The following is a 26,328-nucleotide window of genomic DNA, read 5'->3' as shown; positions in this document are numbered from 1 at the left end:
CGTCCCATGCAGAAATTCGGCGTTGTCTTGGGCATTGCAGGCCTCGTGTTCGCGTCGGCTTGCACGGGCGGGGGAGACACGGGTCTCTCGGGGACGATCACCACCGGGCCAACGGGGAGCGGCTCGGGTGCGTCGGGTCCGGGTGGCAGCGGCGGCGTGGGCGGGACCGGCGGCGACGGCGACGTGGGCGGCGCAGCTGGCGCGGGCGGCTCGGGGCAAGGCGGCGCGGGCGGCGGCGCGCCGATGGACGTGTTCGATCCGGACAAGGACGGGCCGTTCACGATCGCCGAGATCGACGACAACCAGTGGAAGGCCTCGACCGGCGACACCGTGCCCATGCACGCGGCCTATCCCACGGCGGGCCCTTCGAGCGGACCGTATCCGGTCGTCGTGGTGGCGCACGGCTTCCAGATCGCGGCGAGCCAGTATCACGGCTACTTGAAGCGGCTCGCGAGCTTCGGGTACGTCGCGGTCACGCCCGACTATCCGACCTCGCTCGCCGGCACCGACAACACGAAGGCCACGCAGAACATCATCAGCGGCCTCGATTGGGTCGAGTCGAAGCCCGAGCTCAAAGGCGACACGAAGCTCGCGGGCGCCACGGGGCACTCGCTCGGCGGCAAGCTCGCGGTCTACGCGGCCAAGCTCGACGAGCGCTTCAAGGCCACGATCGTGCTCGATCCCGTCGACGGCGCTCCCTCGAACCCGCTCCAACCGAACCCGACGTGCAACGCGCCTGCGTGCATCGACGTGAGCGCGGAGCTCCCGATCGAAAAACCCACGGGCTTCCTCGGCGAGACGCTCGACAGCATGACCGGCGGCTTCCAGCCCGCGTGCGCGCCCGCGGCGGAGAACTTCATCACGTTCTACGCGAAGGCCATCGCGCCGAGCATTGCCGTCACGATCAACGGCGCGAACCACGTCGGCTTCGTCGACAACACGCAGACCTGCGGCTTTGCCTGCAGCGCGTGCAAGATGCCCACGCTCGACAACGCCACGGTGAACGCGCTTTCCCGCGCCTACGTCACCGCGTTCTACGAGCGCTATCTGCGCGGCAACATCGCCTACAACGCCTACCTCACCGGCGCCGAGGCCCAGGCCCGCTACGTCGACACGGGCATCGCTTCGATCCAGTCGAAGACCTTCGCGCCCTAGAGCATCGATCGGGCCCCGCGTGCGGCGCAGCCCTTGCGCCGCGCCGCACGCCTTGCATCACGACGTGAGCTTCTCGCCGTGCCGGACGACCAGCACCGAGCGATCCGCGTGGTTCACGACCTTCGCGGCCGTCGTCCCGATCAGCCGATCGAGCCCCTGATAGCCGTGCGACCCGATCACGATGAGGTCCACGTTCTCGTCCTTCGCCGCCTGGCAGATCGCCTGCCACGGCGTCCCGACGGCCACCTTCACCGGCCCGCGCAGCTCCTCGGGCACGCGCTCGAGCTCCTTCCCGACGTACCGCAGCGCCTCTTGTTCGAGCAGCCCTTCGAGTGACGACGGCGGCAATGCGTAGGCTTCCGGCGGTAGCTCGACCGGGATCCCGATCGCCCGCATCAGGATGAGCTTGCTGTTCGTTCGCCGTGCCAGGTCGATCGCCGCGTCGAGCACGTCCTTCGCCCGCGGCGAAGCATCGAGGCCAACCAGAATTCGGTGCATACAGTCGCTCTCCTTTTGCGCGGCACGGGCCTAACACGACCCGTGCCATGCGCGAAGCACCCTCGTCTTCCAGGCAACCAGGGTCCACGTTGCTCGTCGCCGAGACCGAGGCCGCGGCAAACAAAGCGGGGCGGGATCGCGCGGCCGTCGCACCGTCTTCTCCGCCGCGGACGTCACCCATCGGCGAGGGGGCTCCGGGCTGATTCTGCGCTACCCTGGGGCTCGAAAGGACAAGCGTTTGAGCCGAGGCGATAGTCTGCCGCTCTCTCCGAGCGTCGACGCCATCCCGTCCATCGACGCCGTGCCGCCGCTGCCCACGACGCTCCTTCGCACGCCGGCCTTCTGCGACATGGTCGTGGGATACCACCGGCTGCGCCTCCTCCACGACGGCGCGCAGACCTTCCCCGCGATGCTCGAAGCCATCGCGCGCGCTAGCTCCACGATCTGCCTCGAGACGTACATCCTGCGCGACGACCACGTCGGCCAGGCCTTCGCGTGCGCCCTCGCGGAGCGCGCGCGCGCGGGCGTCGAGGTCAACCTGCTCTACGACGCCTGGGGTTCGTCGGTCTCGGGGGCCTACGTGGCGAACTTGCAGGACGCGGGCGTGCGGGTCGTCGAGTTCCGCCCCGTACTCCTCGCGCTCCAGAATCGCAAGCTCCTCCGCCACGTGGTCCGGCGAAACCACCGCAAATCGCTCATCGTCGACTCGCGCATCGCGTTCACCGGCGGCATCAACATCTGCGGCGATTACGCGCCGAAGGACATCGGTAGCCCCCCGCCCTGGCGCGACACGCACCTCGAGCTCGAAGGCCCCGCCGCGATCGAGCTCCAATACTTCTTTTTGCGCACCTGGCGCAAAGCGAAGGGCCCGGCGCTCGACGAGCCGCGCTACAGCCACACCGGTCGAAGGCCCGATCCGCGCGTCCGCGTGATCACGAGCGACATGCACCGCGGCCGCGCGGGCATCCGCGACGCCTACCGCGCGGCCATCAAGAACGCTTCCCGACGCATCTGGATCACGAACGCCTATTTCCTCCCCTCGCTCAGCCTCCTCCACGCGCTCTCGGAGGCGGCGAAGCGCGGCGTCGACGTGCGGCTCATGGTCGCGGGCACGACGGACGTCCCGGCCGTCCTCCACGCCTCGCGCTCGATCTACGGGCGCCTCCTCGAATCGGGCGCGCGCCTCTACGAATGGAACGGCCGCGTGCTCCACGCGAAGACGGCCGTCATCGACGGGCATTGGTCGACCGTGGGGTCGAGCAACCTCGACATGCAATCGCTGCGGCAGAACCTGGAGGCGAACGCGCTCATCGAGGACGAGCGGTTTGCGCTGGCGATGGAGGCCATGTTCCTCGGGGATTTGCCTCATTGCGAGGAAGTGACCGCCACGAGCTGGGGGAAACGGCCGCCGTGGGAGCGGGCGGCATCCTGGGCGGCGTATCTGTTCCGGGATTGGCTGTAACGACGAAACGTCGTTCGCGCGAGCGCGTGCAAAGGCCCGCCGGTTGCATGACGGCGGCGACCGTCATGCCGAACCGCAAACCTACGCCTCGTCCCACGCTCCCTGAGGTCCCTCGTCTCCCGATCCGCGTCCTCGGCCCCGGCAAAGGAATGCTCGTCGAATGCCCTCGCCGCGCCGCGGAGGTCCACATCGATCGATGCACCCTCTGCGCGGCGTGCACTGGCCTCTCCATCCGCGACCGATACCTCGTCTGCACCCTCGCTCCGGCCACGCGCGAGGCCGCGGGGAACGAGCCTCCAGGGGACGGGGACGCACCCCTTGCATCCGAGGCGCAGGCTTTGCGCCGCCGCGGCTGCCGGATCGCCTGGTTCGGTGCGGACCTCCCCTTGCTCGAGGGCAGGATCGAGGGCAACGTGGACGACCGTTCGGCGCCGAAGCCCCCGTGATCATGGTCCGACTGGCACCTCTCCGCGCAGAGACCGACGAAAGCCTGGTCCAGGAGCTCCTCCGGTACGTGCGCTTCAGCGACGAGGACGCGCGCCTGCTCCGCGCGCTGAGGCCCCTTGCCGCCCCGCATTTCGAGCGCATCGCCACCGCCTTTTACGACCGCATCCGCGAGCACGACGAGGCACACGACGTCTTCACGGGCGAGGCGCAAATCAAGCGGCTCCAGGGCTCCATGGTCCGCTGGATGGATCGGCTCTGCGCCGGCCCGCACGACGAGGCGTACTTCAAGAAGACCCTCGAAATCGGCCGGATCCACGTCCAGATCGGCCTCCCGCAGCGCTACATGTTCACCGCGATGGCGCTCATCCGCGTCGAGCTCCTCCGCGTCGTCGACGACACGATGGGCGAAGAGACCCGCGCCTGCCGCGAGGCGCTCGATCGCGCCCTCGACCTCGAGCTCGCGTTCATGCTCGAAGGCTACCGTGATCATTTCCTCGCCCGCACGCAGCAGCGCGAGCGCCTCGAACGCGCCGAGGTCGACCTCGCCTTGCGCCGCACCGAGCACCGCTACGTCAGCGCCGTGGAGCTCGCCCGTGTGCTCGTCGTTGGCCTCGATCGCGAAGGCAAGATCCGCCTCTTCAACCGCGAGGCCGAGCGTGTCACCGGCCTCGGCCGCGAAGAGGTCATCGGCGCGCCCTTCCACGAGGCGCTCCTGCCCGAGGCCCTCCGCGACGAACAGGCGGGGCTCCTCCACGCGCTCCTCGAAGGCCGCGAGAGCCGCGCCACCCTCGACGACGTCGAGAGCGCGGTCCGCACCCGCGCCGGCAAGATCCGCGACGTCCGCTGGCAATTCGCGTATGCGCCGGGCGACGACGACGACATCGTCCTCTTTGCCGTCGGCCGTGACACGACCGACGAGAACGCGCTCGCCGTGCGCCTCCGGCAAAACGAAAAACTCGCGGCCGTGGGAACGCTTGCCGCGGGCCTCGCGCACGAGATCCGAAACCCGCTGAACGGCGCCCAGCTCCACGTCACCTTCCTCGAACGAGGCCTGCGCAAGAGCGGCGCCGACGGCGATCAGCTCGAAGCCGTCCACATCGTGGGCGAGGAGATCAAGCGCCTCGGCAAGCTCGTCAGCGAGTTTCTGGATTTCGCGCGCCCCAAACCCCTCGAACTGCGTCCCACGTCGGTGCACGCCGTCTGCGAGCGCGCGAGCAAGCTCGTCGAGGCCCGCGCGATCCAGACGAACGTGACGCTCGCCCTCGAACTCCCCACGACCGAGCTCGTCCTCGACCTCGACACGCCCAAGATCCAGCAGGTCCTCCTGAACCTCCTGCAGAACGCGGTCGAGGCGCTCCAGCCGACGGGCGGCGGCACCGTCACGCTCAGGGCCCGGCGCAGGCCGCGCGACGTGTGGATCGAGGTCGAGGACGACGGACCTGGCCTTTCGAGCCCCGACGCCCCGATCTTCGACCCGTTTTTCTCGACGAAGCCCGAGGGCACGGGCCTCGGCCTCGCCATCGTCCACCGCATCGTCACCGACCACGGCGGCACGATCGACGTCGACAGCCACCCCGGCAGGACGGTATTCCGTGTCTCGCTCCCGGTGCGCCTCGGCGCCCACGATGCCGAGGCGAATGCGGGGAAGATTCTCGCTTGAGGCTCCCATGACGAATACGAAGATCGCGGGCAAACCCAAGGCGCGCGTGCTCGTCGTCGACGACGAGGCGAGCGCTCGCTCCGGCCTCGAAAAGCTGCTCCGACAGGAGGGCTACGCGGTCGACGTCGCCGCCGATGGTCCGAGCGCGCTGCAAATCGCCGCCGAGCGCCCGCCGGACGTGGTCGTGACCGACCTCAAGATGCCGCGCATGGACGGCCTCGAGCTCTTGCAGAAGCTCCGCGCCACGTATCCGAGCGTCCCCGTGATCATGGTGACCGCGTTCGGCGAGGTCTCGACCGCCGTCCAGGCGATGCGCAGCGGCGCCGACGATTTCATCACGAAGCCTGTCGATTTCGACGCGCTCACGCTCTCGATCGAGCGCGTGATCGAGCGGACGAACCTCAAGGCCGAGGCCGAAGAGCTTCGCCGCCAGCTTCGCGAACGCGAGGGCGAGGGGTTCGAGGGCCTCATCGGATCGAGCCCGGCGCTGCAGAAGGTCTACCGCGTCGCCAAGCAGGTCGCCCCGGCCCGCGCCACGGTCCTCATCACGGGCGAGAGCGGCACCGGCAAGGGAGAGCTCGCGCGGGCCATCCACAAGAAAAGCCCACGCGCGAGCGGCCCCTTCATCACGCTACATTGCGCGGCCCTTGCCGAGAGCCTCCTCGAGAGCGAGCTCTTCGGCCATGAACGAGGCGCCTTCACGGGCGCCGACAAACGCCGCGTGGGCCGCTTTGAGCAGGCGAACGGTGGCACCTTGTTCCTCGACGAGGTCGGCGAGATCCCGCCGGCGACCCAGGTCAAACTCCTCCGCGTCTTGCAGGAGCGCACGTTCGAGCGCGTCGGCGGCAACGAGCCCGTCGAGGTCGACGTACGCCTCGTCGCCGCGACGAACCGCGACCTCGCGAAGGACGTGCACGACGGCCGATTCCGCGAGGATCTCTACTACCGCCTGAACGTCGTGCACATCGAGATGCCGGCGCTCCGCCTGCGCGGCGGCGACGTCCTCTTGCTCGCCGAGCATTTCCTGAAGCGCTTCGCGCTCGAGAACAAGAAGCGCATCGAGGGCTTCCATGACCGCGCCCGCGCCAAGCTCCTCGCCCACCGCTGGCCGGGCAACGTGCGCGAGCTGGAGAATGCGATCGAGCGCGCCGTGGTGCTCTGCGAGGGCACGCAGATCGACGAGGATGACCTGCCGATCGACGTGGCCCCGCTGCCCAAGGGTGGCGTGCGCATTCCGGGCGCCACGATGGCCGAGATCGAGCGCTTCGCGATCCTCTCCACGCTCGACGCCACGAACGGCTCGACGGCGAAGGCCGCCGAGATGCTCGACATCAGCGTCCGCACCATCCAGTACCGCCTGCACGAGTACGGCGTCGCCGCGAAGGAAAAAGAGAAAAAGGGCTGATCCTCCGCGCGAAAGCGGCCGGGGTGGCACGGCGTTTGTAGGTGCCCCGCAGGTGGACGTGAAAACGAAGCCGCGGCGGCTGGTGCTCCTGGTGGACGACGACATCCGCTCGGCGCGAGTTTTCGTGCGGATGCTTCGCGAGGACGGCTTCGACGTCGAGGTGGCGCACGACGGCGCGCACGCCATCGGACGGCTCTCGCGCGCGCCCGCGCCCGACGTCCTGGTCACGGACCTTCAAATGCCGCACGCCGATGGCATCGCCGTCGCGAAGTACGCGCGCTCCTGCAACCCCACGCTGCCCATTTTCATGGTCACGGGCTATCCCGAGATCGTCGCGGCCCGCGCCAAGGCATTCGATCCCGAGCCACGAATCTTCACGAAGCCGCTCGATTATCCGACCTTCGCGAAGGAGCTCGATCGAACGGGCACGTGAACGCACGCCTTGCGCTCCGGCGCAAACCGCGCGCCCCGCGGCGGGTTTCTCCGTGCTAGGTTCCCGCCCATGACGGAGTTTCGTCGTTTCCGGGGCACGATTGGTTACCTGACGAACGAATCCCTCGAGGCTGCGGTGAACTGCGCCCTCGCGCTCGAACGCCCCTTGCTCGTGAAGGGCGAACCGGGCACGGGCAAGACCCTGCTCGCCGAGGCGATCGCCCAGACGCTCGAGACCGAGCTCATTCCCTGGCACGTCAAGAGCACCACCCGTGCGCAGGACGGGCTCTACGTCTACGACACGGTCCAGCGCCTCTACGACTCGCGCTTCGGCGACGGCGACGTACGCGACATCCGCCGCTACATCAAGCTCGGCCCCCTCGGCCGCGCACTCGCTTCGGACAAACGGGTCGTGCTGCTCATCGACGAGGTCGACAAGGCCGACCTCGAGTTCCCGAACGACCTGCTCCACGAGCTCGATCGCATGCGTTTCCGTGTGACCGAGACGGGCGACGAGTACGTCGCGAAGGAGCGGCCCGTGGTCGTCATCACGAGCAACAACGAAAAAGAGCTGCCGGACGCGTTCCTGCGCCGTTGCGTCTTTCACTTCATCGATTTTCCCGACCGCGAGTTCATGCGGCAGATCGTGAACGTGCACCATCCGGAGCTCGCGCGGGCGCTCGTCGATCAGGTCCTCGCGGTGTTCTACGAGATCCGCAACATGTCGCGGCTGCGCAAGCGCCCGTCGACGAGCGAGCTCATCGACTGGATCGCCGCGCTCCGCAAAGCCGGCATCGACGAGGTGAAGCTCGAACAGGCGCTCCCTTTCCTCGGCGCGCTGCTCAAAAAAGAGCAGGATCTCGTCGCTTACGCCGATCAGCTCTCGGGCGGACGTAAATACCGCTCCTGACGCGCCGCATCCTGGATCTTCTTTTCCCCACGGTGGGGCCTCGAAGATCCAGGCCTTTTGCCCCACCCTCCCCCCAAATCCACGCAATCACACGGTAGCCGTACGGCATGGCTGCGTCTTTTTGTCGTCTGCGGGGTGGCACGACGACTGCAATGGTATCTGGTCGGCGCCCCTCGAAAGCCCGGCACGAAGATGCTTGACGCCGGCGCGGAAACGGGGGAAAGCCGAAAGACCGAACGCGGGGGTTTTCGAATCTCCGGGTTCGGCTGGGAGACCGTCATCTGCCAGCGCGCAATGAGGCGTAGACTGAGTCCAGGGGACGGCGCGACCAACGGAAGAGGTTAGCACCATGGCTCTCAATGCGTATCTCCGTCTGAAGGGGCAGAAGCAGGGCGAGATCAAGGGCTCCGTGACCCAGAAGGGTCGCGAGAACAGCATCATGGTCATCGCGGTCTCGCACGAGATCATGAGCCCGCGCGATCCGGCGAGCGGCCTGCCGACCGGCAAGCGCATGCACAAGCCCTTCATCGTGACGAAGGAGCTCGATAAGGCGTCGCCGCTGCTCTACAGCGCGCTCGTGAACAACGAGAACATCTCGGAGTGGGAGCTCAAGCACTACACGCCGCAGGTGAAGGCGCAGCAGGGCGTGGGCACCGAGGTGAACCACTACACGGTGCGCCTGATCAACGCGAACATCGCGTCGGTCAACTTCCGCATGCCGAACAACCGGAACCCCGATCTCATGAAGTACGCCGAGTACGAGGAGATCGCGTTCACGTACCAGAAGATCATCTGGACGTGGACCGAGGGCGGCATCACGGCCGAGGACGACTGGGAGACGCCCGCCGTCTGATGTTGGGCTGACGCCCAGCAAAACCAAACGGGCGGCCAAACGGCCGCCCGTTTTCATTTTGTACTCAGCCCCCGGTGCCCGGCAGCGTGGCCGCCGAGAGCCACTGGAAGCCGTCCAGAATCGCGAGCGAGTCGTACGACGAGTCGCCCACGTCCCAGAGCGCGATGCGGATCTCCACGATTTGCCCGGGGATCACGTTGCCCGCGGTCGTCAGCCAGAACGTGCCGCCGCCGATCAGGCAATCACCGTCCGACTCGAATCCCGTGCCCATGAGCTGCGTCGAGCCGAGCGAGCACGAGGTCGCGCTGACGCTCGTGTCCCAGCAGAGCGGCGACGCGGCTTGCGAGTCGCAGACGGCGAAGAGGTCCGTGCCCTGCGCGATGTTGATGCCGATGGGCCATTTCTGGTTGCCCTTCGTGAACGTCATCAGGTTCTTGTCGACCGGGTTCGGCGTCGGAGAGGGCACGCCGCTCGGCGTGTCGACGAGCGCGATGAACTGATCGTTGTAGCTCGTGCAGACGAACTCCGGGTATTCGGCCGACAAGAAGTACGAGTTGAACGAGAATGCCCGCGCATTCGTGGGCGCCCGCAGCCGGAGCACGAGCATGACCGAGTCCTCGGCCTCCGGCGTGTTGCTCGCGTTGCAGCCCGGCGAGTCGGGCAGGCCGTTCGCGGGCTTGAGAGGCAGGTTTGGCGTGGCGAACCAATCCTTGACCGAGTATTGCCCGCCGCCCGAGATGAGCACGTTGCTCTCCGGGATGTGCGACGTCGACACGTTGAAGCCGCCCGGCGCGCCGCCGTTCGGTCCGGGGTTCGTCTGCGTCGCGTCCGAGGCAATCCCGCTCGAGAGCACGACGGCGCTCTTGCCCTCCAGCACGGCCGGCGTGATGCCGCCGAAGCTCTGCCGGATCGACGTCGCCTGCGGATCCCCGAGCGGCGAGCCGTCGGCACGCAAGAGCTCTGCGCTGATGAGGCCCCACGTCCTCTCGGCCTTCGGGGCGTTCTCCGTGGTCACGCGACAGATGCCGAGCGCCTTGGCGTAATCGGTCGCGGCCGACGAGTTCGAGGCCAGCGCGTCGTCGCAGGAGACCGTGTCTTCCAGGTCGAAGAGGTCGGTCTTCGTGTTGCAGTTGTCGTCGATGCCGTTGCCCACGACCTCGATCGCGCCCGGGTTCACCTTCTCGGGCTCGGCGCCGCAGAGGCCGGGTTTGTCGCAGCAATCGCCCTCGCTCGCGAGCCAGCCGTCGTTGTCGCAGTCCGTCGTCGTGCTGTCGCAGGCCTGGCAGGTCCCGTCCACGCACGACGCGCCGGCCGCGCACTTGTTGCCGCACGTCCCGCAGTTCGACGCGTCCGTCGTCGGCGAGACGCAGAGCTGCCCGCACAAGAGGAACGGCGCATTGCATTCGCCGATGCTCACGCACATGCCGCCCGCGCAGAGCTGCCCCGAGGGACAGGCATTCCCGCACGCCCCACAATGCGCCGGGTCCGTGTCGAGGTCCACGCAGCTCGATCCGCACAGGGCCGAGCCGCCGAGGCACGTCACCGAGCAGAGCCCCATCGAGCAGACCTGGCCCGCGGGGCACGCTGTCCCGCACGCGCCGCAATTCGCCGGATCCGTGTCGAGGTCCACGCAGGACCCATTGCAGGCCGTCGCGCCCACGCACGTCGTCCCGCATTGCCCCGCCGAACAGACCTGGCCCTGCGGGCACGAGGTGCCGCACGCGCCGCAGTTGTTCGGGTCGTTCTGGAGGTCCACGCACGTGTCATTGCATTGGGTCGTCCCGCCGAGACAGGTGATCCCGCACTGGCCCACCGAGCAGACCTCGCCGGCCGCGCAGGCATTTCCGCAGGCGCCGCAGTTCTTCGGGTCGAACGTGAGGACCGTGCAGGCGTCTCCGCAGAGCGTCGTGCCGGGCCCGCAGGCCGAGCCGCCGCCTTGCCCTGCGCCGCCCATTCCTGCGCCACCGTGCCCCGACCCGCCCTGCCCCGCGGTGCCGCCCTGCCCGCCGTCGCCGCTGCCCCCCTCGCCGCCGGGGGACATGTCCGAGCCGCTGCTGGTCGCACACCCGGCCCACGCGCCGGCCGATCCCGCGGCGAGCAGCGCCACGAGCGTCGCGTTCTTGAATACGAGGTTGGATTTGTTGGAATTTTTCGCCATACCAGGGTCCCCTGTTTGGAAGGGACGACCTCCTTACCAGAGTTTCCTTCCGGCGAGCGTCTCTTGTCGGCGCGGGGCACGTTTCCGCGTGCGGGTTGAAATCGTCGCTCTGTTTCGCTAAGGCGTCGCCTCGTGTTCTCTGGTGCGCGCATCGCCGTGGTGATCCCGGCTTTCCGGGAAGAAGATCGAATTGCCGATACGGTGCGGTCCGTGCCTTCGTTCGTGGACCATGTCGTGGTCGTGGACGACGCGAGCGACGACGCCACGTCGGCCGCGGCGCGCGCCGCGGGGGACGGGCGCCTCGTGCTCGTGCGACACCCGGAAAACCGCGGCGTCGGCGCGGCCATCCTGACCGGGTATCGCGAGGCGCGGGCGCTCGGGGCCGACGTCGCGGCCGTGATGGCGGGCGACGGGCAGATGGATCCGCTCGATCTGCCTGCTGTCGTCGGCCCGGTCGCGCGGGGCGAGGCCGATTACGTCAAAGGCGACCGCTTGCGCCACCCCTCGGTCTGGACAGACATGCCCCTCCACCGGCTCCTCGGCACCTCGGCGCTCGCGTGGATGACGCGACACGCGGCGGGGTTACCGTCGCTATCGGATAGCCAGTGTGGTTACACCGCGATCGGCGCGGCGGCGATGGATTGTTTGCTCCGCGAAGGGATGTGGGCGCGGTACGGATATCCGAACGACCTGCTCGGCACGCTCGTACGTCATGGGCATCGCGTTCACGAAGTCGCGGTGAAACCCGTGTACCGCGGCGAGGCGAGCGGGCTAAGGCCGTGGCACATTTTTACGATTGGTTACGTGGTGGGGCGCGTCGCATATCGAAATATCATGAGAGCCAGGCCGCGAGACGCCTAGCTTCCGGAGCTACCGTCCTGGTAAGGTAATTTGTCTGTTTCCGGGATGGAGGGCTTTACCATGAATCGCTGTATTGGCTTGCTGCTCGTCGCAGCGCCGCTCGTCCTCGCCGCTTGCGGTGACGCGGAAAATGGCGCGGTCTCCGATCCGGATGTCTTCCGGCTCGATCTGGGGACGTTCACCGCCCCCGCGGGGGAGTCGTTCCTCTGCTCCTACACCGATACCATCACGACGCGGGAGATCAGCGTCATCTCGGCCGAGGGCATCCAGGGCCCCGGGGGTCATCACCTGACCATGTATTACGTCGACAACAAACGGCCCGTCGGGAGCGTGCCGTGCTCGGGGACCACGGAGATGCTGGATTGGCACTTCGTCGTCGGCGCGGGCGGAGAGGGCATGGGAGAGGGTGGCCTCGTGGACCTTGCCGAGGGGCTGGCCATCAAAATCCCCGCTGGCAAGCAGCTCATGGTCCAGGCGCATTACATCAATGCCTCGGGAGCCGATCAAGAGGTCCACGACTGGATGGATATTCGCACCACGGATCCCTCGCGCGTGAAGGCCTACGCGGGTGATTTCGTCGTCCTCGACGATACGTTCGAGATCCCGGCGCACGCGAGCAAGGAGAGCACGAGCATCTGCGAGATCACGGAGGATACGCAGCTCAGCATGCTGCTCGGGCACATGCACGAGACCGGCACGCATTACAAGCTCGAGACGCTGGACGAGAACGGGAGCCCGCTGAAAACCCTCATCGACAACGCGTGGCAGCCGTCGTACGCATCCCACCCGCCCGTGTCGACCTTTACGATGGAGGAGCCGCTCGTGATCCCCGCGGGCACCCGGCTCCGACAAACCTGCTCCTGGGACAACACCTCCTCGACGCCGATGCTCTTCCCGACGGAGATGTGCATCGCGTTCGGCTACTATTTCCCCGGGGAATCGCGGCGCATGTGCGAACGCGTCGACGAGGCGGCTCCTTGAACCTCCGATCCCTCGCGGCGCCCTCCCTGATCGCGGTGCTACTCGCCGTCGCTTGCTCCTCGGAGACGAACGGAGGCAGCGCGGCGAGCTCGAGCAGCAGCGGCAGCGGCGGCCAAGGCGGCGATCCCACCCCCGACGACTCCTGCGTGAGGCCCGGGGACAAGGGCAATAGCAAAGGCGTGGGGGAGTATTGCACTCCCTTCGGAGGCCAGTGTACCGGACAACCGTACGCGGCCCTCTGCCTCGCCGACGTAGGCCAAGATCAGTGGATGTGCACGCGCATCGGCTGCGACGAGACGACCGACTGCGGCGAGGGCGCCGGCTGCTTGCTCGTCGAGAGCCAAGGCTCGGCATGCGTCCCCTGCCGCTGTGACGATCGGGGTGTCGGCTGCACGGACGCTGGCACGGGCGGAAGCGGCGGCACGGGCGGAAGCGGCGGCGCGGGCGGAAGCGGCGGCGCGGACGCCGGTCCTTGATCCGATTCTCCTGCCCAAACGCGGACAACCGGAACCTCCGGACAACCATCCAACCCCCCGAAGCCCGTCGCCGAGGCCAAAGGGGCGCCGTGTGCCCAACAATGGGCTGACGCACGGGCCCTTCCGCGGCTAGCGTGGCGGCGTGGCCAGGACGAAGTCGACCAGGAAAAAGGAGCAAGAGCCTTTGACCAAGGGCAGCGGACGCAAGCTCTTCGGGACCGATGGTATTCGTGGGACCGCAAACGAACCGCCCATGACGCCCGAGATGGCGTTGCGGCTCGGGCGCGCCATCGCGTTCGTCGCGCGGCGCGGCAAGGGTCGCAAGGTGCGTGTCGTCATCGGCAAGGACACGCGCCTCAGCGGCTACATGTTCGAGACCGCGCTCGCCTCGGGCATCTGCGCGATGGGCGGTCACGTCATGCTGAGCGGCCCGATCCCCACCCCGGCCGTCGCGCAGCTCACCCGCAGCATGCGCGCCGACGCCGGCGTCGTGATCAGCGCCAGCCACAACCCGTACGGCGACAACGGCATCAAGATCTTCGGCCCCGACGGCTTCAAGCTGCCCGATGCCGAGGAGGCCGCGATCGAGCGGCTCATGGAGGGCGGCGAGCTCGACGCGCTCCGCGTGACCGGCGCCGCGATCGGCGACGCCATGCGGCTCGAAGACGCGCGCGGCAGGTACGTCGTGTTCTGCAAGAACACCTTCCCCGCGCAGCTCTCGCTCGACGGCGTCAAGCTCGTCTGCGACGCCGCGCACGGCGCCGCGTACAAGGTCGCGCCGCTCGTCTTCAGCGAGCTCGGCGCGGACGTCGTCCCGCTCGGCGTGAAGCCGAACGGCCGCAACATCAACCGCGACTGCGGTGCCTTGCACCCCGACCACGTGGCTTCCGAGGTCGTGCGCAAGGGCGCGGCGCTCGGCATCGCGCTCGACGGCGACGCCGACCGCGTGATCATGGTCGACGAGAAGGGCCAGATCGTCGACGGCGACGCGATCATGGCGCTCGTCGCGCTGCGCCTGCTCCGCCAGGGCAAGCTGCCGGGCGGCACCGTCGTCAGCACGGTCATGTCGAACCTCGGCCTCGAGCGCGCGCTCGCGAGCGAGGGCGGCCGCGTCGAGCGCACCGCCGTCGGCGACCGGTACGTCGTCGAGGCCATGCGCGCCGGCGGCTACAGCTTTGGCGGCGAGCAGTCGGGGCACCTGATCTTCCTCGACCACGCGACCACGGGCGACGGCATCGTGGCCGCGCTGCAGGTCCTCGCGATCATGCTCGAGTCGGGCAAGCCCCTCTCGGAGCTCGCCTCGCAGGCGATGCAGCGCGTGCCGCAGGTGCTGGAAAACGCCACGTTCGTGCGGCGCATGCCGCTCGAGTCGATGCAAACGATGCGGCTCGTCGTCGACCGCGTGGAGAAGACGCTCGGCGGCAAGGGCCGCGTGCTCGTGCGCTGGAGCGGCACGGAGCCGAAACTCCGCGTGATGGTCGAGGGCGAGGACGAGGCGCTGATCGCCAGGTACGCGCAGGAGATCGTCGAGGCCGCGAAGAGTGACGTGTCGAGCGGCGCGGCGGGGTAAATTCCGCGCGTGCTCCTCCTGCTCGACGTGATGACGCGCGCCGCGCGCCTCTTCTTGCTCGCGCTCGCGCCGCCGCTCTTGTCGCCCGAGCCCTCCCCTCCCGGAAACCCGATCGTCGCGGCCATCCTGGCCGTGCTTCTGCTCGGAGCCGTTCTCTACGGCGCCGTACGACTTCGCGCGTGGGGCGCACGAGAGCGTGGGTTCGCGTGGAGCGCGTCGCTCGCGTGGGTCGCGGTCGCGGCCGCGCTCGGCGCCGCGCTCTACTTCCGCGAGGGCCGCGCACCGCTCGGCCAGGGCGTCGTGTTCGTCGCGGTCCCGGCCTGGGCCTCGATCACGCTCGCGGCGTCGACGCTCGCGGCAAAGATGTTCCCTCGCGCCCGCCATGCGCGGCGCTTCGCGGCGCTCGCCGTGCTCACGGCGTCTGCGCTCGTCTTCGCGTCCGCGTCGTCGTGGCTCGCCTCCCCCACGCAGATGTGGTGGGAAGCTCTGCGCCGCGACGGCGAGCACCCTCGCGCGATCGGTGAGCTCACGCGAAAGCCACTCGGATCACGGGATTTTCTCGCCGCGCGCGCCCTCGCGGACGAGTGCTTGCGGCTGCATCCCGGGAGCTGCCGCTGCCAGGGCGAACGCGCCGAGATCGCCATCCGCGCGCGCGACTTCGTGCAGGCCCTCGAGCTCGCGCGCGCCGCGCACGAAACGTGCCCCGGGGATGGCGCTCTGCGCGCGCTCCACGCCGAGGCGCTCGGCTTGAGCGGTCAGGCGATGCGGGCCGAGGAGGAGGCCCGTCGCGCGCTCGCCCTGGGCGGTTCCGAGGCGCGACTCAGGTACGCGCTCGCCCTCGCGCTCGCGGGCCAGGGCAAGGACACGGAGGCCATGCGTGAGGCCAAGCGGGCCGTCGAGCTCGGGGCCGGCCGGAGCGCCGCGCTCTTCGTCGGCTCCTCCGCGCTCGTGAAGGGCGATCTGGACGAGGCTGCCCGTGTGCTCGGCCCGCTCGTCGTGGCCGATCCGGGCGACGCCGAGGCGCAGTACGACCTCGGGCTCGTGGCCGATCGCCGCGGCGACTACAACGCCGCACGCTCGGCCTACCTCGCGGCTCTGCGAGCAGACCCCTCGTTCGCGGACGCGCGCTACAACCTCGCGCTCCTCACGTTCCGCCGCGGCGTCGTCGACGAGGCGAAGCACCACGCGCAGAAGCTCCGCGAGGCGCACCCGAACGACCCGCGCAGCGCCGAGCTCGCCCGGTCGTTGGGCCTCCAATAGTGGGAGCTCAAGGATTCTTGGCCAGGCGCGCGCGCACGGCCTCGGCCGTCTTCGTGTCACCGATGCCCTCGGCCATGCCGAGCATCTTCGTCCAGAGCGGCCGCGCCTCGGCGGGCCTGCCGGCCTGATCGAGCGCCGTCGCGAGCTGAAATGTCGCGCCGTAGTGATCTGGATGGTGCGCGAGCACGGCGCGGAAATGCGCTGCCGCGGCTTCGGGGTTTTTCCTGTTGTAGAGCGCGTCGAGTCCGAGCTGCATCGAGGCCGTCGGATCGGCGAGCGCCAAACCGTTCTGCCGCTCGTCGATCGCGGCCATCCGCGCGCGGGCGTGCTCGGCCGTCTGCGTGTCGCCGATCCCGTCGGCCATCGTCGCCATCTTCTCCCAGAGCGGCCGTGCCCCGCGCGGATCGCCGGCCTGTTCGAGCGCCGTTGCGAGCTGGTACGTCGCCCCGTAATGATCGGGATTTTCCGCGAGCACCTCGCGGAACCGCGCCGCCGCGAGGACGGGATCGCTTCGCGTGTAGAGCGCATCGAGCCCGAGCGTCATCGGATCCGCCGGCGCGTTGGGGCTCCGCGGGGGCGCGGCGCGCGGGTTCAGCGCCGCGCCCGGAAGGCCCACACCGCCCGGTTTTCCGGCCGGAATCGGGCTCGAAGCCTTCCAGGCGATGACGATCGAAAGGAAGGCGACCACGATGGCGCCGAGCCAGAAGGCCACGACGCCCGAGCCGCCGGCCGGTTTCAGCGCGCGCGCGGCAGGCTTTTCGGCGGTCTTCTCGGCGGCCTCTTCGTCCGTGGTTTCTTCGTTGGTTGGGGTTTCCGACACGGCGACTTTCCTCCGGATGACGAGCCCCACGAGCAGGACACCGAGCGCCGCGAAAAAGACGAACGGGAAAGCGCTCGAGCCCGCGCGCGCGGCGGGACCGGGCAGGGCGCCGAGCGCGCGGAGGACGTCGTACGTGGTGGGATCATAGGTGCGAAAGGTGATGAACGTCTCGTGGAACAGGGCGAGCTCGAACACGGCCGACGGGAGCAGCAAGGCCGCGGCGAACCCGGCCCCGCGCGCGCGCCCGGCCCAGGGGAACGAGACGATCGCCCACGCGGCGAGCAGGCGGAGGATCGGGTCGAGCACCACGAGAAACCGCAGGTTCTTGGGCAGGCCCACGAACGCGGCGAGGGAGACGAGCAGGAAGCACGCGAGCCAGAGCGCGCCGCGGTTTTCGCGCGGACGCTCGGCCAGACGCGCGAGCGCGACGATCCCGAGGATGCAAACGATCGGCGCGAGCACGAAGAGATCGAAGAGGGGCCGGTGCGGCGGGCCGCTCTGGTACTGGATGCCGTAGTCGTCGAGGAACGAGGCGCGCGCGAGGCGGACGAGCTCGAAGAAGGCCGAAGCGTCGCGGCCGAGGAGCAGGAAGCCCACGAAGAAGAGGGCCGGCGGGACCAGGAAGAGCAGTACGTCCGCGGGGCGCAGGCGCGAGCGGAGGGCGAGGACGGTCGCCGCCGCGAGAGCTGCATACGGAAAGACGAACGCTTCCTTCACGGCAAACGCGAGCGTCGCGAGGCCGGCAAACAAGGCCATCGGTCGCCATCGCGCGCGCAGCGATTCGCGTTTGTCCTGAGCGAGCCGAACGAGGGCCCACGACGCGGCCAGAAAGACCGCGCAGTACACCTCGTCCTGGAGCGCGCGCCGGGAAAGCGCGAGCTGGAGCGGCGACGTCACCGTGAGCGCAGCCGCGACGAGCCCGGCCCGCGGTCCCACGAGACGCGCGCCGAGCAGGTACGTGAAGACGATCGACACGATGCCCGCGATCGTCGAGAGCCACGCGAGCGTGCGGCCGTCGCACGGCGCGTCCACGGCGCACGCGAGCGTGGTTAGCACGAAGTAGCCCCACCGCAGTGGCGTGGGAGACGCCGCGAGATCCGCGCGTTCGAGGTGCGCCGCCACGAGCCGCGGGTACGCGGACAAACCCTCGCGCTCGAGGAACTGCGCCGCCGACACGTAGTACGCCTCGTCCGCGGGCGCATACGATGCGACGTCGTTCCACCCGATCCGGAGCGCCGCACCGAGCCCCACGATCCCGAAGAGGACCGCGTATGTCCGGACGAACTTCACGAGCGTCGCGCCCCGCGACAGCGCGGTCATCGTTTCGCCTTCGAAGGTTTCTCCTCGGCGGATGCGGCCTTCTCCTGCGCCGCCAAGAGCGCCTCGACGCGACCCTTCGCATCTCGCTGGAGGTCGGCGACGAGCTGCTTCTGCGGACCTTCGAGCGGAAGCGCGAGCAGCCGTCGAAACGCGGCGAGCGCCTGCGGGGTGCGCCCGAGATCCTGGTTCGCCATGCCCACGCCGAACAGCGCCGGCGGCGCGAACGGATCGGCCGCGAGCACCCCTTCGAGCACGTCGAGCGCTTCGAGCGACTTTTTCTGCCGCGAAAGCGTAAACCCGAGCGCGATCGACGTCCCCGCCTCCGGCCGGAGCTCCAAAGACGCCCGCAGCGCCCGCTCCGCCTCGTCGAGCTTCCCCGCGCCGAGCAGCGCTTGCCCGAGCAAACCCAGCGCCTCCGGGCTCCGTGGATCCATCTGCACCGCACGCGAAAGATCCGCCGCGGCCTCGACGTGTTTGCCCTGCTGCAGACGCGCATTCCCCAGCGCAAGCCGCGTCCCGAAGTCGTCCCCCGCCTTCAAAGCCGCGACGAACCGCTCGATCGCGCCGGGCACATCCCCTTCGGCGAGCTTGATCTTCCCGAGCCCCGCGAGCGGCCCCGGCGCGTCGGGCCGGAGCGCGAGCGCCCGCTCCAGCGCAGCCTTCGCCTCCGCGGCGGCCTCGGGCCTCCCGGCGAGCAGCGCCCCGAGCGCCGCGTGCGCCACGTACGCATTCGAATCGGCCTTCACGGCCTCGGCGAGCTTCAGCCGCGCGCCATCCCGGTCCCCGCGCCGCGCGAGCACGTTCCCGAGCGCGGTCAGGCACACCGCTTCGAGGCCCTTCTCCGTCCCGCGCAAAAACTCCGCCTCGTACGCCACGTCTTCCAGCGCATCCGCGGCGACCCGAGCGGGGCTCTCGGCCATGAGGGAGACCCGCGCCCGCATCTGCGCCCGTTGCACGCGCGGATCGTGCGGCGCGAGCTCGTGGGCGTGGGCGTACGCGGCGAGGGCCTCCCCGTACCGACCCTCCGCGAGCGCGCGATCGCCCCGGCCGAGGTGCGTCACGGCGAGGTCGGGGAGCGCGTCGCACCCCACGGCGAGCGCCACGACCAGCAAGAGGGGCCGCATGACGGCTTGGCAAGCCGCGGCGCGAGCGGCGGTTCGGCGATCCATCGGCATGCCGTTGTACTCCGCCGGCTCGCCCTCGCGGAAGCGTCGCGTCTGCCACGCAGCTTGACAGCCCACGCATGGTCAGGGTTTTCTGCGTATATGCGCCTCGATCGCCGCCTGGGGCGGACTCGGTCGATCCTGGCCGGGGCCGCCATCTTCCTGCTCGCGTGTCCCTCCCTCGCGCAGGAGACGAGCGCGACCGGCGCCCTCGAGCGCTTCCAGCCGTCCGTCGCGGGCGATGCCCTCTTCGGCGTCCCCTCCCCGGGCGTGTCCGGACACCTCGTCCCCCGCGCCAAGGCCGTCGTCGACTTCGGCTTCCGCCCGCTCTCGATCCAGGACGGCGACACCCGCTACGCCATCGTCTCGCAACAGACGTTCCTGCACATCAACGCCTCGCTCGCGCTCTGGGATCGGCTGCTCGTCTCGCTCGACATGCCCTTCGCGCTCACGCAAGGCGGCGACAGCCCCACGGTCCTCGGCGTGCCGTTCGCCTCGCCGCAATCGGCCGAGGTCGGTGATCTGCGCATCGGCGCGCGCGTGCGCCTCTTCGGCGCGGATCGCGGCGCCTTCCAGGTCGGCCTCGGCGGTTATCTCGTCGCGCCCACCGGCCCGAGCGGCTACGCGGCCGAGGGCGCGGTCCGCGGCGAGCCCCACGTCGTCCTGGGCGGCCGCGTCGATCGGTTCCTCTACAGCGTCTCGCTCGGCACGACCCTGCGCGCCTCGGCCCGCCCGCACACGTTCGACGCGCGCGCCGGCGCGGCTGTGGTCTTCGGCCAGGACTTCTTCCAGATCGGCCCCGAGCTCTCGCTCTCGACGCCGTTCGCGCGCGAAGTCCTCCTCGACACGCCGGACACGCGGATCTCCGTCGCGTCCCCGGTCTCGGCCGAGCTCCTCCTCGGCGCCAAACTCCGCCCGCTGCCCTTCCTGGTCGTCGGCGCCGCCGCGGGCCCGGGCCTCACGCAGGGCTATGGAACGCCCGTCTTCTCCGCGATCGGCAGCATCGGCTACGAGCCGCAAGCGGCCCCGGCCGACAAGGACACCGACGGCGACGACATCCCGGACAAACACGACGCCTGTCCCGATACGCCGGGTCCGTCGAACGAGGATCCCAAGAAAAACGGCTGCCCGCCCGACGCCGACGGCGATCGCATCCCGGACAAACAGGACGCCTGCCCGAGCGAGCCCGGCCCGAAGAACGACGATCCCAGGAAAAACGGCTGCCCGCCCGACACCGACAACGACTTCATCGTCGATCCGAAGGACGCCTGCCCGAGCGAGCCCGGCCCGAAGAGCGCGGATCCCAAGAAAAACGGCTGCCCGCCCGACACGGACGACGACAGCATTCGCGACGTCGTCGACGCCTGTCCCAAGGATCCCGGCGTGCCGAACGAGGACCCGAAGAAGAACGGCTGCCCGCCCGATCGCGACGCGGACACGGTCCCCGACAAGACGGACGCGTGCCCGGACGTGCCTGGAAAACCCGACGAGGAAGCCGCGCTGAACGGCTGCCCGAAGGTCGAGGTCACGCACAAAGAGATCGTCATCCGGCGCCAGATCCGCTTCCGGTTCGGGCAATCGAGCCAATACCAGACGGTGGATCCGATGAGCGACGACCTCCTCCACGAGGTCCGCGACGCGATCCTCCAGCACCCCGAGATCGAGCTCATCGAGGTCCAAGGCCACGCCGACGCAATGGGCGCCGACGAGTACAACCAGATCCTCTCGCAGAGCCGCGCCGACTCGGTGCGCGCCTGGCTCATCAAGCGCGGCATCCCACCCGAGAAGCTCGTGGCCAAAGGCTACGGCGCGTCGGTGCCCGTCGAATCGAACGAGTCGAAGGAAGGCCGCCAGCAGAATCGCCGCGCGAACTTCGTGATCATCAAGAAAAAGGAGCCTTGAACCTCGCCCGAGGCCGGCTCTAGAATCGACACATGGCTTCCCTCGCGCGTCTCTCGGTCGGATCCCTCGCGATCTTCGCGGTGATGGGCGTTCTCGGCTGCGACGCAGGTGGCCTGCTCGAGGTCGAGGACAAGGACAACCCCACGCCGCCCGTCGCGGCCAAGGGCCACCCCGGGACGGAGATCGTCGCTGCCGGCACGCAGGCGCGAAACGGCAAGTACAAGCTCATCTACACGATGGGCCAGCCGACGCCGCAAAGCGTCCAGAAGTTGCCGGAGGGCAAACGCCTGAACGGCGGCATGCCCGGCTCCACGCAAGCGCCCTGAGGGCCGCCACGCCGGGGCGCCGCCCCGGGCCCCGCGGGGGCTATCCGCCCCTCGACCCGGACCAGGGCAAGCCCTGGACCTTTCGGGGAAGAACTGCGCGATGCGCAGTTCTTCCCACAGGCCGGTGTTGCCGGCTGAAACGCCAGCGCTGCCGTCTTGGTTGGCAGGGCCTTCGCTGGTCTTGACTGCGGCTGTTCGATGAACTGCGCATCGCGCAGTTCATCGACCCCGAGTCCAGCGCTTGCGCTGGTCCGGGTGCAGGGGCGGACAGCCCCTGCTGGGGCCTGGGGCAAAGCCCCAGCGCAGCGGCTATCGCCCGTTGCGCATGAGTGGCAGGAGTGCTTGCAGCCACGTGTGCGACGGATCTGCGGGCGTGCTCGGGCCCAGCGTGCTTGGGACCGTGCTCGGCGCATCGACGCGCGCGGGGCTCGCGGCGAGCGGCTCCGGCGCGATTCCGAAGCGTAGATCCGCGTAATGGGAGAGGCGCCCGCTTGGCGTGATCTCGTCTGCGCGGTTGCAGACGACGTGCCACTGGAAGGGCATGTTGGACGTCCCGCCGCCGAGCTCCACCACGTCGAAGCCTGTCGCGCTCTTGTTCTTCACGACCACGCCGCGCGTTTGCTCGTTTTCTTCGAGCTGAATGAACACGCGGAGCGGGTGACGCTCGTCGATCTGGACATTGGCTGTGAAGATCGGGTCGAGCTCGACGTGGGTGAAGCCGTTTTCGAGCCGCGCCTCGCCGTAGTCCTCGAAGAGAACCTCCGGCGCCTCGGGCGCGTAGAGGGTCACGCGGCGCTGGCCTGCGGCGTCGGTCGGGTCGAGGACGGTGGTCGAGACGGTGCCGATGCCCTGGATCTTGAAGCTCGTGAAGCCGTCCCAGAAGTTGACGCGGACGATGTCGCCGAAGTTGTCGGTGTACTCGGCTTGCGCGACGCCCGAGGAGAGGTTCCTCGAATAGGTGCCCGTCGTCTGGCCGGTGAATGCGCCGCCGGAGCCGGCGACGAGGATGTAGCCGTCGATGTTCTGGCCCGCGCCGTGGATGGCGGTGCCGCTCGTGTTGTTGTTGTCGCCGTACACGGCCGCGAGGCTGCTCTGGCTCGTCACGCCGTACAGGCCGGCACCATTGCCGGTGCCGGCCGCCGCCGTGTTCATGCCGACGATCGCCGCGCCGGTGGTGGTCGTGTTCTCGGAGAGGATCGTGCGGACCGTGCTTGCCGAGGTGGCGTGGAATGGGGAGTTCGGGGCGGTGGTGCCGAGGCCGACGTTGGTGCCGTTGTCGAAAAGCCGCGAGTTGCCGCCTGTCGTGGCGCTCGTGAACTTGATGATGAAGTTCGTCGTGCCGTTGATGTTCGCCGAGCCCGCCGGGCCCTGCGGCCCCTGCAGGCCCTGGATTCCTTGCGGACCTTGCGGCCCCTGCGCGCCTGTCGCGCCCGCCGGACCGATCGGCCCCTGCAAGCCCTGAATACCTTGCGGACCTTGCGGCCCCACAGCGCCGGTCGGACCGAGCGGCCCCTGCGGACCCACGGCCCCGGTCGGACCGATCGGACCCTGCGGCCCCTGGATGCCTTGTGGCCCCTGCGGACCCACAGCGCCGGTCGGACCGATCGGACCCTGCGGACCCACCGCACCGGTCGCCCCCTGCGGCCCCATCGGCCCCACGGCTCCGGTCGGACCGATCGGCCCCTGCGGACCCACCGCTCCGGTCGCCCCCTGCGGCCCCATCGGCCCCGCGGCCCCGGTCGGACCGACATCACCTTGCGGACCCATCGCGCCGGTCGGACCCATCGGACCGACGTCGCCCTGCGGCCCCATTGCGCCGGTCGGACCGATCGGACCCATCGGCCCCTGCGGGCCCACCGCACCGGTCGCCCCCTGCGGCCCCATCGGCCCCGCGGCTCCGGTCGGGCCGACATCACCCTGCGGACCCATCGCGCCGGTCGGACCCATCGGACCCATCGGCCCCACAGCGCCAGTCGAACCGGTCGCGCCGGTCGGCCCCACCGGCCCCATCGGCCCGATTGGACCTGCCGGGCCGATCGCGCCGGTCGGACCCATCGCGCCCATCGGACCCGCCGGACCCACTGCTCCGGTCGCGCCGGTCGGACCCATCGGCCCGACCGGACCCAGGCCGCCCGTCGGACCCGCGGGGCCCATCGCGCCATCCGCGCCGACCGGACCTTGCGGCCCCGTCGCACCCGTCGGACCCACGAGCCCCGTCGGCGGACCGACCCACTCCCCGTTGTTGTTGATGACCTCGGTCCCGTTGATCGTGACGCTCGTCGGGTGGATGTCCCCGTTCACGTCGTTCGCGAGCAGCGCGTACGGCACGCTCTGGATGGGCGCGCGCGGCTGGAGCTCCGGATCGCTTTCGATCGTGATCCCCAGGTACCGCACCGAACCGTCGAAGAGTTTGTCGAACGGCACGATCGAGCCGAGCGAGACGGAGTAAAACCCCTCGTCGAAGTCGACCTTGTGCTCCTCGCTCCAGAGCGGCGTCTGCGCGTTCGCCGCGTCGTAGATCGCGAACGTCACCGTGAGCGAGCCGTTGATCGGCGCATCGTCCGCGTCGAAGAGCCGCCCCTGGTTGGTGATCGTCACGGGCACGGCCGCGTGCGCGTGCATCGCCGCCATCGACACGCTGCCTGCGAGGAGTGCAGCCGTGAGCCACCGCCGGATCGTGGGAGTCTTCATGTCAAGCGCTCCGCCGCGTCGAAAGAGCTAGAAGCCGATCCGCGAACGCGCGCTCGTGCGATCGGGCGCGCATGGATCTCCTCTCGATCGTAAACGCCTCGCGAGAAAGCAGTCAATCGCCGCGGTGGCTCCGCGGACGTGATCTTCCGAGCCAGCCGAAGACGATCACGCCGAGCAGGTTCGCCGCGAGATCGCCCAGGCTGAAGGTCCGCGTTGGCGAGAACGCCTGCGCGCACTCGTCGATCGTCGCCACGATCCCCACCACGACCGGCCCCGCCGGCAGCCCGATCCGCGGCACGCGCGCGTCGTCCGTGGCCCGCCGCGCGAGGAACGAGGCGCCGCCGAGCAGCACGAAGTGCAGCACCTTGTCGAGGTACGGCGTCGACAGCACCGACAGCGGCAGCCCCCGCGCGTAGGCGAGGCCCGAGATGACCCCGAGCAGCACCACGTAGCCTGCCAGGGCGAGCTGCCACGCGCGGACCGAGCGCATCGTGTCCCTCTTCGGATCCGACCCCTGAAACGACGAAGGGCGCCGCATCGTATCGATTGCGGCGCCCTCGTCGTCCTTCGTGCCGGTGGAGCTGAGGGGAATCGAACCCCTGACCTCCTGACTGCCAGTCAGGCGCTCTCCCAACTGAGCTACAGCCCCGTCGTGCTTGGGAGGCGCAGTATCTACAGCCTCCCAGCCCGTTTGTCTCCTCTTTTTTTAGCGATCCAACCTACACCAGAGCACTTTTCTGGTCGGAGGGTCGGTCCGGACGGTCAGAAGCCCATCAATTTGGCGATGTAGTACTTCATGGTCTCGGTCGTCCCGCCGCCGATGCGGAAGAGCCGCTGGTCGCGCCAGGCCCGGGCGATCGGGAAGTCCTCGATGTAGCCCCAGCCGCCGTGGAATTGCAGACACGTGTCCATGATGTCGCTCACCACGTCGCCCACGAGCACCTTCGACATCGAGATGTATTTCACCGTGTCGAAGCTGACCGGCCCCTTCTTGACGTATCGCTCGTCGTTGTAATGGTCGACGCACTTGTAAACGAAGGACTTCGCCGCCTCCGCCCGCGTGTAGAGGTCCACGAACTTGTGCTGCCAGACCTCACGCTTGAGGATCGGCTTGCCGAACGCCACCCGCTCGCGCCCGTACGCGACCGCCTGCTCCAGCGTGTAGAAGGCGCCGGCGAGCGCGCTGACCGAGCCGATGAGCCGCTCGCTCTGGAAGTTCTGCATCAGATACATGAAGCCCATGTTCTCCTCGCCGAGCAGGTAGCGCTTCGGCACCCGCACCTCGTCGAGGAAGAGCTCCGCCGTGTCCGAGGACTTGTTGCCGATCTTCTTCAGCTTCTTCGAGACGCTGAAGCCCGGCAGGTTCGTCGGGACCAGGAAAAACGAACAGCCGTGCGCTCCGCGGTCGGGGCTCGTCTTCGCCAGGAGCGTCACGAAATCGGCCCGCGTCCCGTTCGTGATGAACGTCTTTTGCCCGCTGATCACGTAGTCGTCGCCGTCCTTGCGCGCCGTCGTGAGGATGCCGGCCACGTCGCTGCCCGCCGCGGGCTCGCTCACGCCGAGCGAGATCACCTTGTCGCCCGCGAGCACGGGCTTCAAAAACTCCTCGATCTGCTCCTTCGTCCCGAGGTCGCTGATCACCGGGGTCGCCATGTCGGCCTGCACGAGCAGGCCCATGGTCACGCCGGCCAGGCGCGACCGCGGCAGCTCCTCGGCCTTCGCCGCGCTGAACCAGTAGTCGAGGCCTTGCCCGCCATGCTCCTCGGGGAAATGGGCGCCCAGGATGCCGAGCTCACCGGCGCGCTTGAACACCCAATTCGGGAAGCACTCCTCCGCCTCCCATTCCTCCGCGTGTGGCGCGAGCTCCTTCTCGGCGAACGCGCGGACGGTCTTCCGGAACTGCTCGTGCTCCTCGGTGAAGGGCTGCCACATGGCCACGGTCTCCTCGTTGTTGCCGGCCAGAGGGGCGCTCCTACCC

General features: G+C 69.1%; 22 protein-coding genes and 1 tRNA gene. 15 read left to right on the top strand and 8 right to left on the bottom strand.

The window, feature by feature from the left end; genetic code table 11:
* The first annotated feature begins 6 nt into the window (after window positions 1-6).
* On the top strand, window positions 7-1,155 hold the full coding sequence (locus KEG38_RS13865; RefSeq protein WP_272419902.1) for a dienelactone hydrolase family protein: 1,149 nt from the start codon (window positions 7-9) through the stop codon (window positions 1,153-1,155).
* Between the two features lie 57 nt (window positions 1,156-1,212).
* Here KEG38_RS13865 and KEG38_RS13860 read toward each other — a convergent pair whose 3' ends face one another.
* Window positions 1,213-1,653 carry a universal stress protein gene (locus KEG38_RS13860; protein WP_272419901.1) on the bottom strand — a complete coding sequence of 147 codons (441 nt, stop codon included), beginning with the start codon at window positions 1,651-1,653 and terminating at the stop codon, window positions 1,213-1,215.
* A gap of 238 nt (window positions 1,654-1,891) precedes the next feature.
* Between KEG38_RS13860 and clsB the strand changes: the two genes are divergently transcribed.
* The 7 genes from clsB to KEG38_RS13825 all read left to right on the top strand — a co-directional run bounded on the left by clsB (window position 1,892) and on the right by KEG38_RS13825 (window position 8,822).
* On the top strand, window positions 1,892-3,115 hold the full coding sequence (gene clsB / locus KEG38_RS13855; RefSeq protein WP_272419900.1) for a cardiolipin synthase ClsB: 1,224 nt from the start codon (window positions 1,892-1,894) through the stop codon (window positions 3,113-3,115).
* 47 nt (window positions 3,116-3,162) lie between these two features.
* A complete protein-coding gene (locus KEG38_RS13850; RefSeq protein WP_272419899.1) occupies window positions 3,163-3,561 on the top strand; it encodes a hypothetical protein in 399 nt (132 codons plus the stop codon).
* A 2-nt stretch (window positions 3,562-3,563) separates the two neighbouring features.
* A complete protein-coding gene (locus KEG38_RS13845; protein ID WP_272419898.1) occupies window positions 3,564-5,222 on the top strand; it encodes a protoglobin domain-containing protein in 1,659 nt (552 codons plus the stop codon).
* Window positions 5,223-5,229: 7 nt separating this feature from the next.
* Window positions 5,230-6,627: a sigma-54-dependent transcriptional regulator gene (locus tag KEG38_RS13840; RefSeq protein ID WP_272419897.1), complete on the top strand. Its 1,398-nt coding sequence runs from the start codon at window positions 5,230-5,232 to the stop codon at window positions 6,625-6,627.
* Window positions 6,628-6,685: 58 nt separating this feature from the next.
* On the top strand, window positions 6,686-7,060 hold the full coding sequence (locus KEG38_RS13835; RefSeq protein WP_272419896.1) for a response regulator: 375 nt from the start codon (window positions 6,686-6,688) through the stop codon (window positions 7,058-7,060).
* A gap of 69 nt (window positions 7,061-7,129) precedes the next feature.
* The gene (locus tag KEG38_RS13830) at window positions 7,130-7,969 is read left to right on the top strand and encodes an AAA family ATPase (RefSeq protein ID WP_272419895.1); all 840 of its coding nucleotides are present in this window, start codon (window positions 7,130-7,132) and stop codon (window positions 7,967-7,969) included.
* 349 nt (window positions 7,970-8,318) lie between these two features.
* Entirely contained in the window at window positions 8,319-8,822 is a 504-nt protein-coding gene (locus KEG38_RS13825) for an Hcp family type VI secretion system effector (RefSeq protein ID WP_272419894.1), read from the top strand.
* 64 nt (window positions 8,823-8,886) lie between these two features.
* Here the strand turns inward: KEG38_RS13825 and KEG38_RS13820 are convergent, their stop codons facing one another.
* Window positions 8,887-10,980 carry an MXAN_6577-like cysteine-rich protein gene (locus KEG38_RS13820; protein WP_272419893.1) on the bottom strand — a complete coding sequence of 698 codons (2,094 nt, stop codon included), beginning with the start codon at window positions 10,978-10,980 and terminating at the stop codon, window positions 8,887-8,889.
* 132 nt (window positions 10,981-11,112) lie between these two features.
* On the opposite strand from KEG38_RS13820, the gene KEG38_RS13815 reads away from it, so the two are divergent.
* From KEG38_RS13815 to KEG38_RS13795, 5 genes are all read left to right on the top strand, one after another.
* Complete coding sequence (locus KEG38_RS13815) at window positions 11,113-11,841, top strand: glycosyltransferase family 2 protein (RefSeq protein WP_272419892.1); 729 nt, start codon at window positions 11,113-11,115, stop codon at window positions 11,839-11,841.
* A gap of 60 nt (window positions 11,842-11,901) precedes the next feature.
* Window positions 11,902-12,822, top strand: a complete 921-nt coding sequence (locus KEG38_RS13810) for a hypothetical protein (protein WP_272419891.1) — start codon at window positions 11,902-11,904, stop codon at window positions 12,820-12,822.
* Window positions 12,819-13,298, top strand: a complete 480-nt coding sequence (locus KEG38_RS13805) for a hypothetical protein (protein ID WP_272419890.1) — start codon at window positions 12,819-12,821, stop codon at window positions 13,296-13,298. Before KEG38_RS13810 ends, KEG38_RS13805 begins: the two co-directional genes overlap by 4 nt.
* A gap of 142 nt (window positions 13,299-13,440) precedes the next feature.
* Window positions 13,441-14,868 carry a phosphoglucosamine mutase gene (gene glmM / locus KEG38_RS13800; protein ID WP_308215621.1) on the top strand — a complete coding sequence of 476 codons (1,428 nt, stop codon included), beginning with the start codon at window positions 13,441-13,443 and terminating at the stop codon, window positions 14,866-14,868.
* Window positions 14,869-14,877: 9 nt separating this feature from the next.
* Window positions 14,878-16,128 (top strand): tetratricopeptide repeat protein, encoded by a 1,251-nt coding sequence (locus KEG38_RS13795; protein WP_272419889.1) that lies wholly within the window; start codon window positions 14,878-14,880, stop codon window positions 16,126-16,128.
* Window positions 16,129-16,135: 7 nt separating this feature from the next.
* Here KEG38_RS13795 and KEG38_RS13790 read toward each other — a convergent pair whose 3' ends face one another.
* Both KEG38_RS13790 and KEG38_RS13785 read right to left on the bottom strand, forming a co-directional pair.
* The gene (locus KEG38_RS13790) at window positions 16,136-18,268 is read right to left on the bottom strand and encodes a tetratricopeptide repeat protein (protein ID WP_272419888.1); all 2,133 of its coding nucleotides are present in this window, start codon (window positions 18,266-18,268) and stop codon (window positions 16,136-16,138) included.
* Window positions 18,265-19,437 (bottom strand): tetratricopeptide repeat protein, encoded by a 1,173-nt coding sequence (locus KEG38_RS13785; RefSeq protein WP_272419887.1) that lies wholly within the window; start codon window positions 19,435-19,437, stop codon window positions 18,265-18,267. The genes KEG38_RS13790 and KEG38_RS13785 overlap by 4 nt, the downstream gene beginning before the upstream one ends.
* A 96-nt stretch (window positions 19,438-19,533) precedes the next feature.
* On the opposite strand from KEG38_RS13785, the gene KEG38_RS13780 reads away from it, so the two are divergent.
* Entirely contained in the window at window positions 19,534-21,333 is a 1,800-nt protein-coding gene (locus KEG38_RS13780) for an OmpA family protein (protein ID WP_272419886.1), read from the top strand.
* Window positions 21,334-21,365: 32 nt separating this feature from the next.
* Complete coding sequence (locus tag KEG38_RS13775; protein WP_272419885.1) at window positions 21,366-21,659, top strand: hypothetical protein; 294 nt, start codon at window positions 21,366-21,368, stop codon at window positions 21,657-21,659.
* Window positions 21,660-21,968: 309 nt separating this feature from the next.
* Here the strand turns inward: KEG38_RS13775 and KEG38_RS13770 are convergent, their stop codons facing one another.
* The 4 genes from KEG38_RS13770 to KEG38_RS13755 all read right to left on the bottom strand — a co-directional run bounded on the left by KEG38_RS13770 (window position 21,969) and on the right by KEG38_RS13755 (window position 26,282).
* Complete coding sequence (locus KEG38_RS13770) at window positions 21,969-24,350, bottom strand: DUF8740 domain-containing protein (protein ID WP_272419884.1); 2,382 nt, start codon at window positions 24,348-24,350, stop codon at window positions 21,969-21,971.
* A 112-nt stretch (window positions 24,351-24,462) separates the two neighbouring features.
* On the bottom strand, window positions 24,463-24,840 hold the full coding sequence (locus KEG38_RS13765; RefSeq protein ID WP_272419883.1) for a VanZ family protein: 378 nt from the start codon (window positions 24,838-24,840) through the stop codon (window positions 24,463-24,465).
* Window positions 24,841-24,926: 86 nt separating this feature from the next.
* Window positions 24,927-24,999: transfer RNA gene (locus tag KEG38_RS13760), tRNA-Ala, on the bottom strand.
* A gap of 113 nt (window positions 25,000-25,112) precedes the next feature.
* Window positions 25,113-26,282, bottom strand: coding sequence for an acyl-CoA dehydrogenase family protein (locus tag KEG38_RS13755; RefSeq protein ID WP_272419882.1), 1,170 nt, complete (start codon window positions 26,280-26,282; stop codon window positions 25,113-25,115).
* Between the last annotated feature and the right edge of the window lie 46 nt (window positions 26,283-26,328).

This window comes from Polyangium jinanense (genome assembly GCF_028435265.1).
In the GTDB taxonomy this organism is placed as follows: Bacteria; Myxococcota_A; Polyangia; order Polyangiales; family Polyangiaceae; genus Polyangium; species Polyangium jinanense.
The sequence above is the reverse complement of the archived record's forward strand: the minus strand, read 5'-3'. Positions and strand labels throughout refer to the sequence as shown.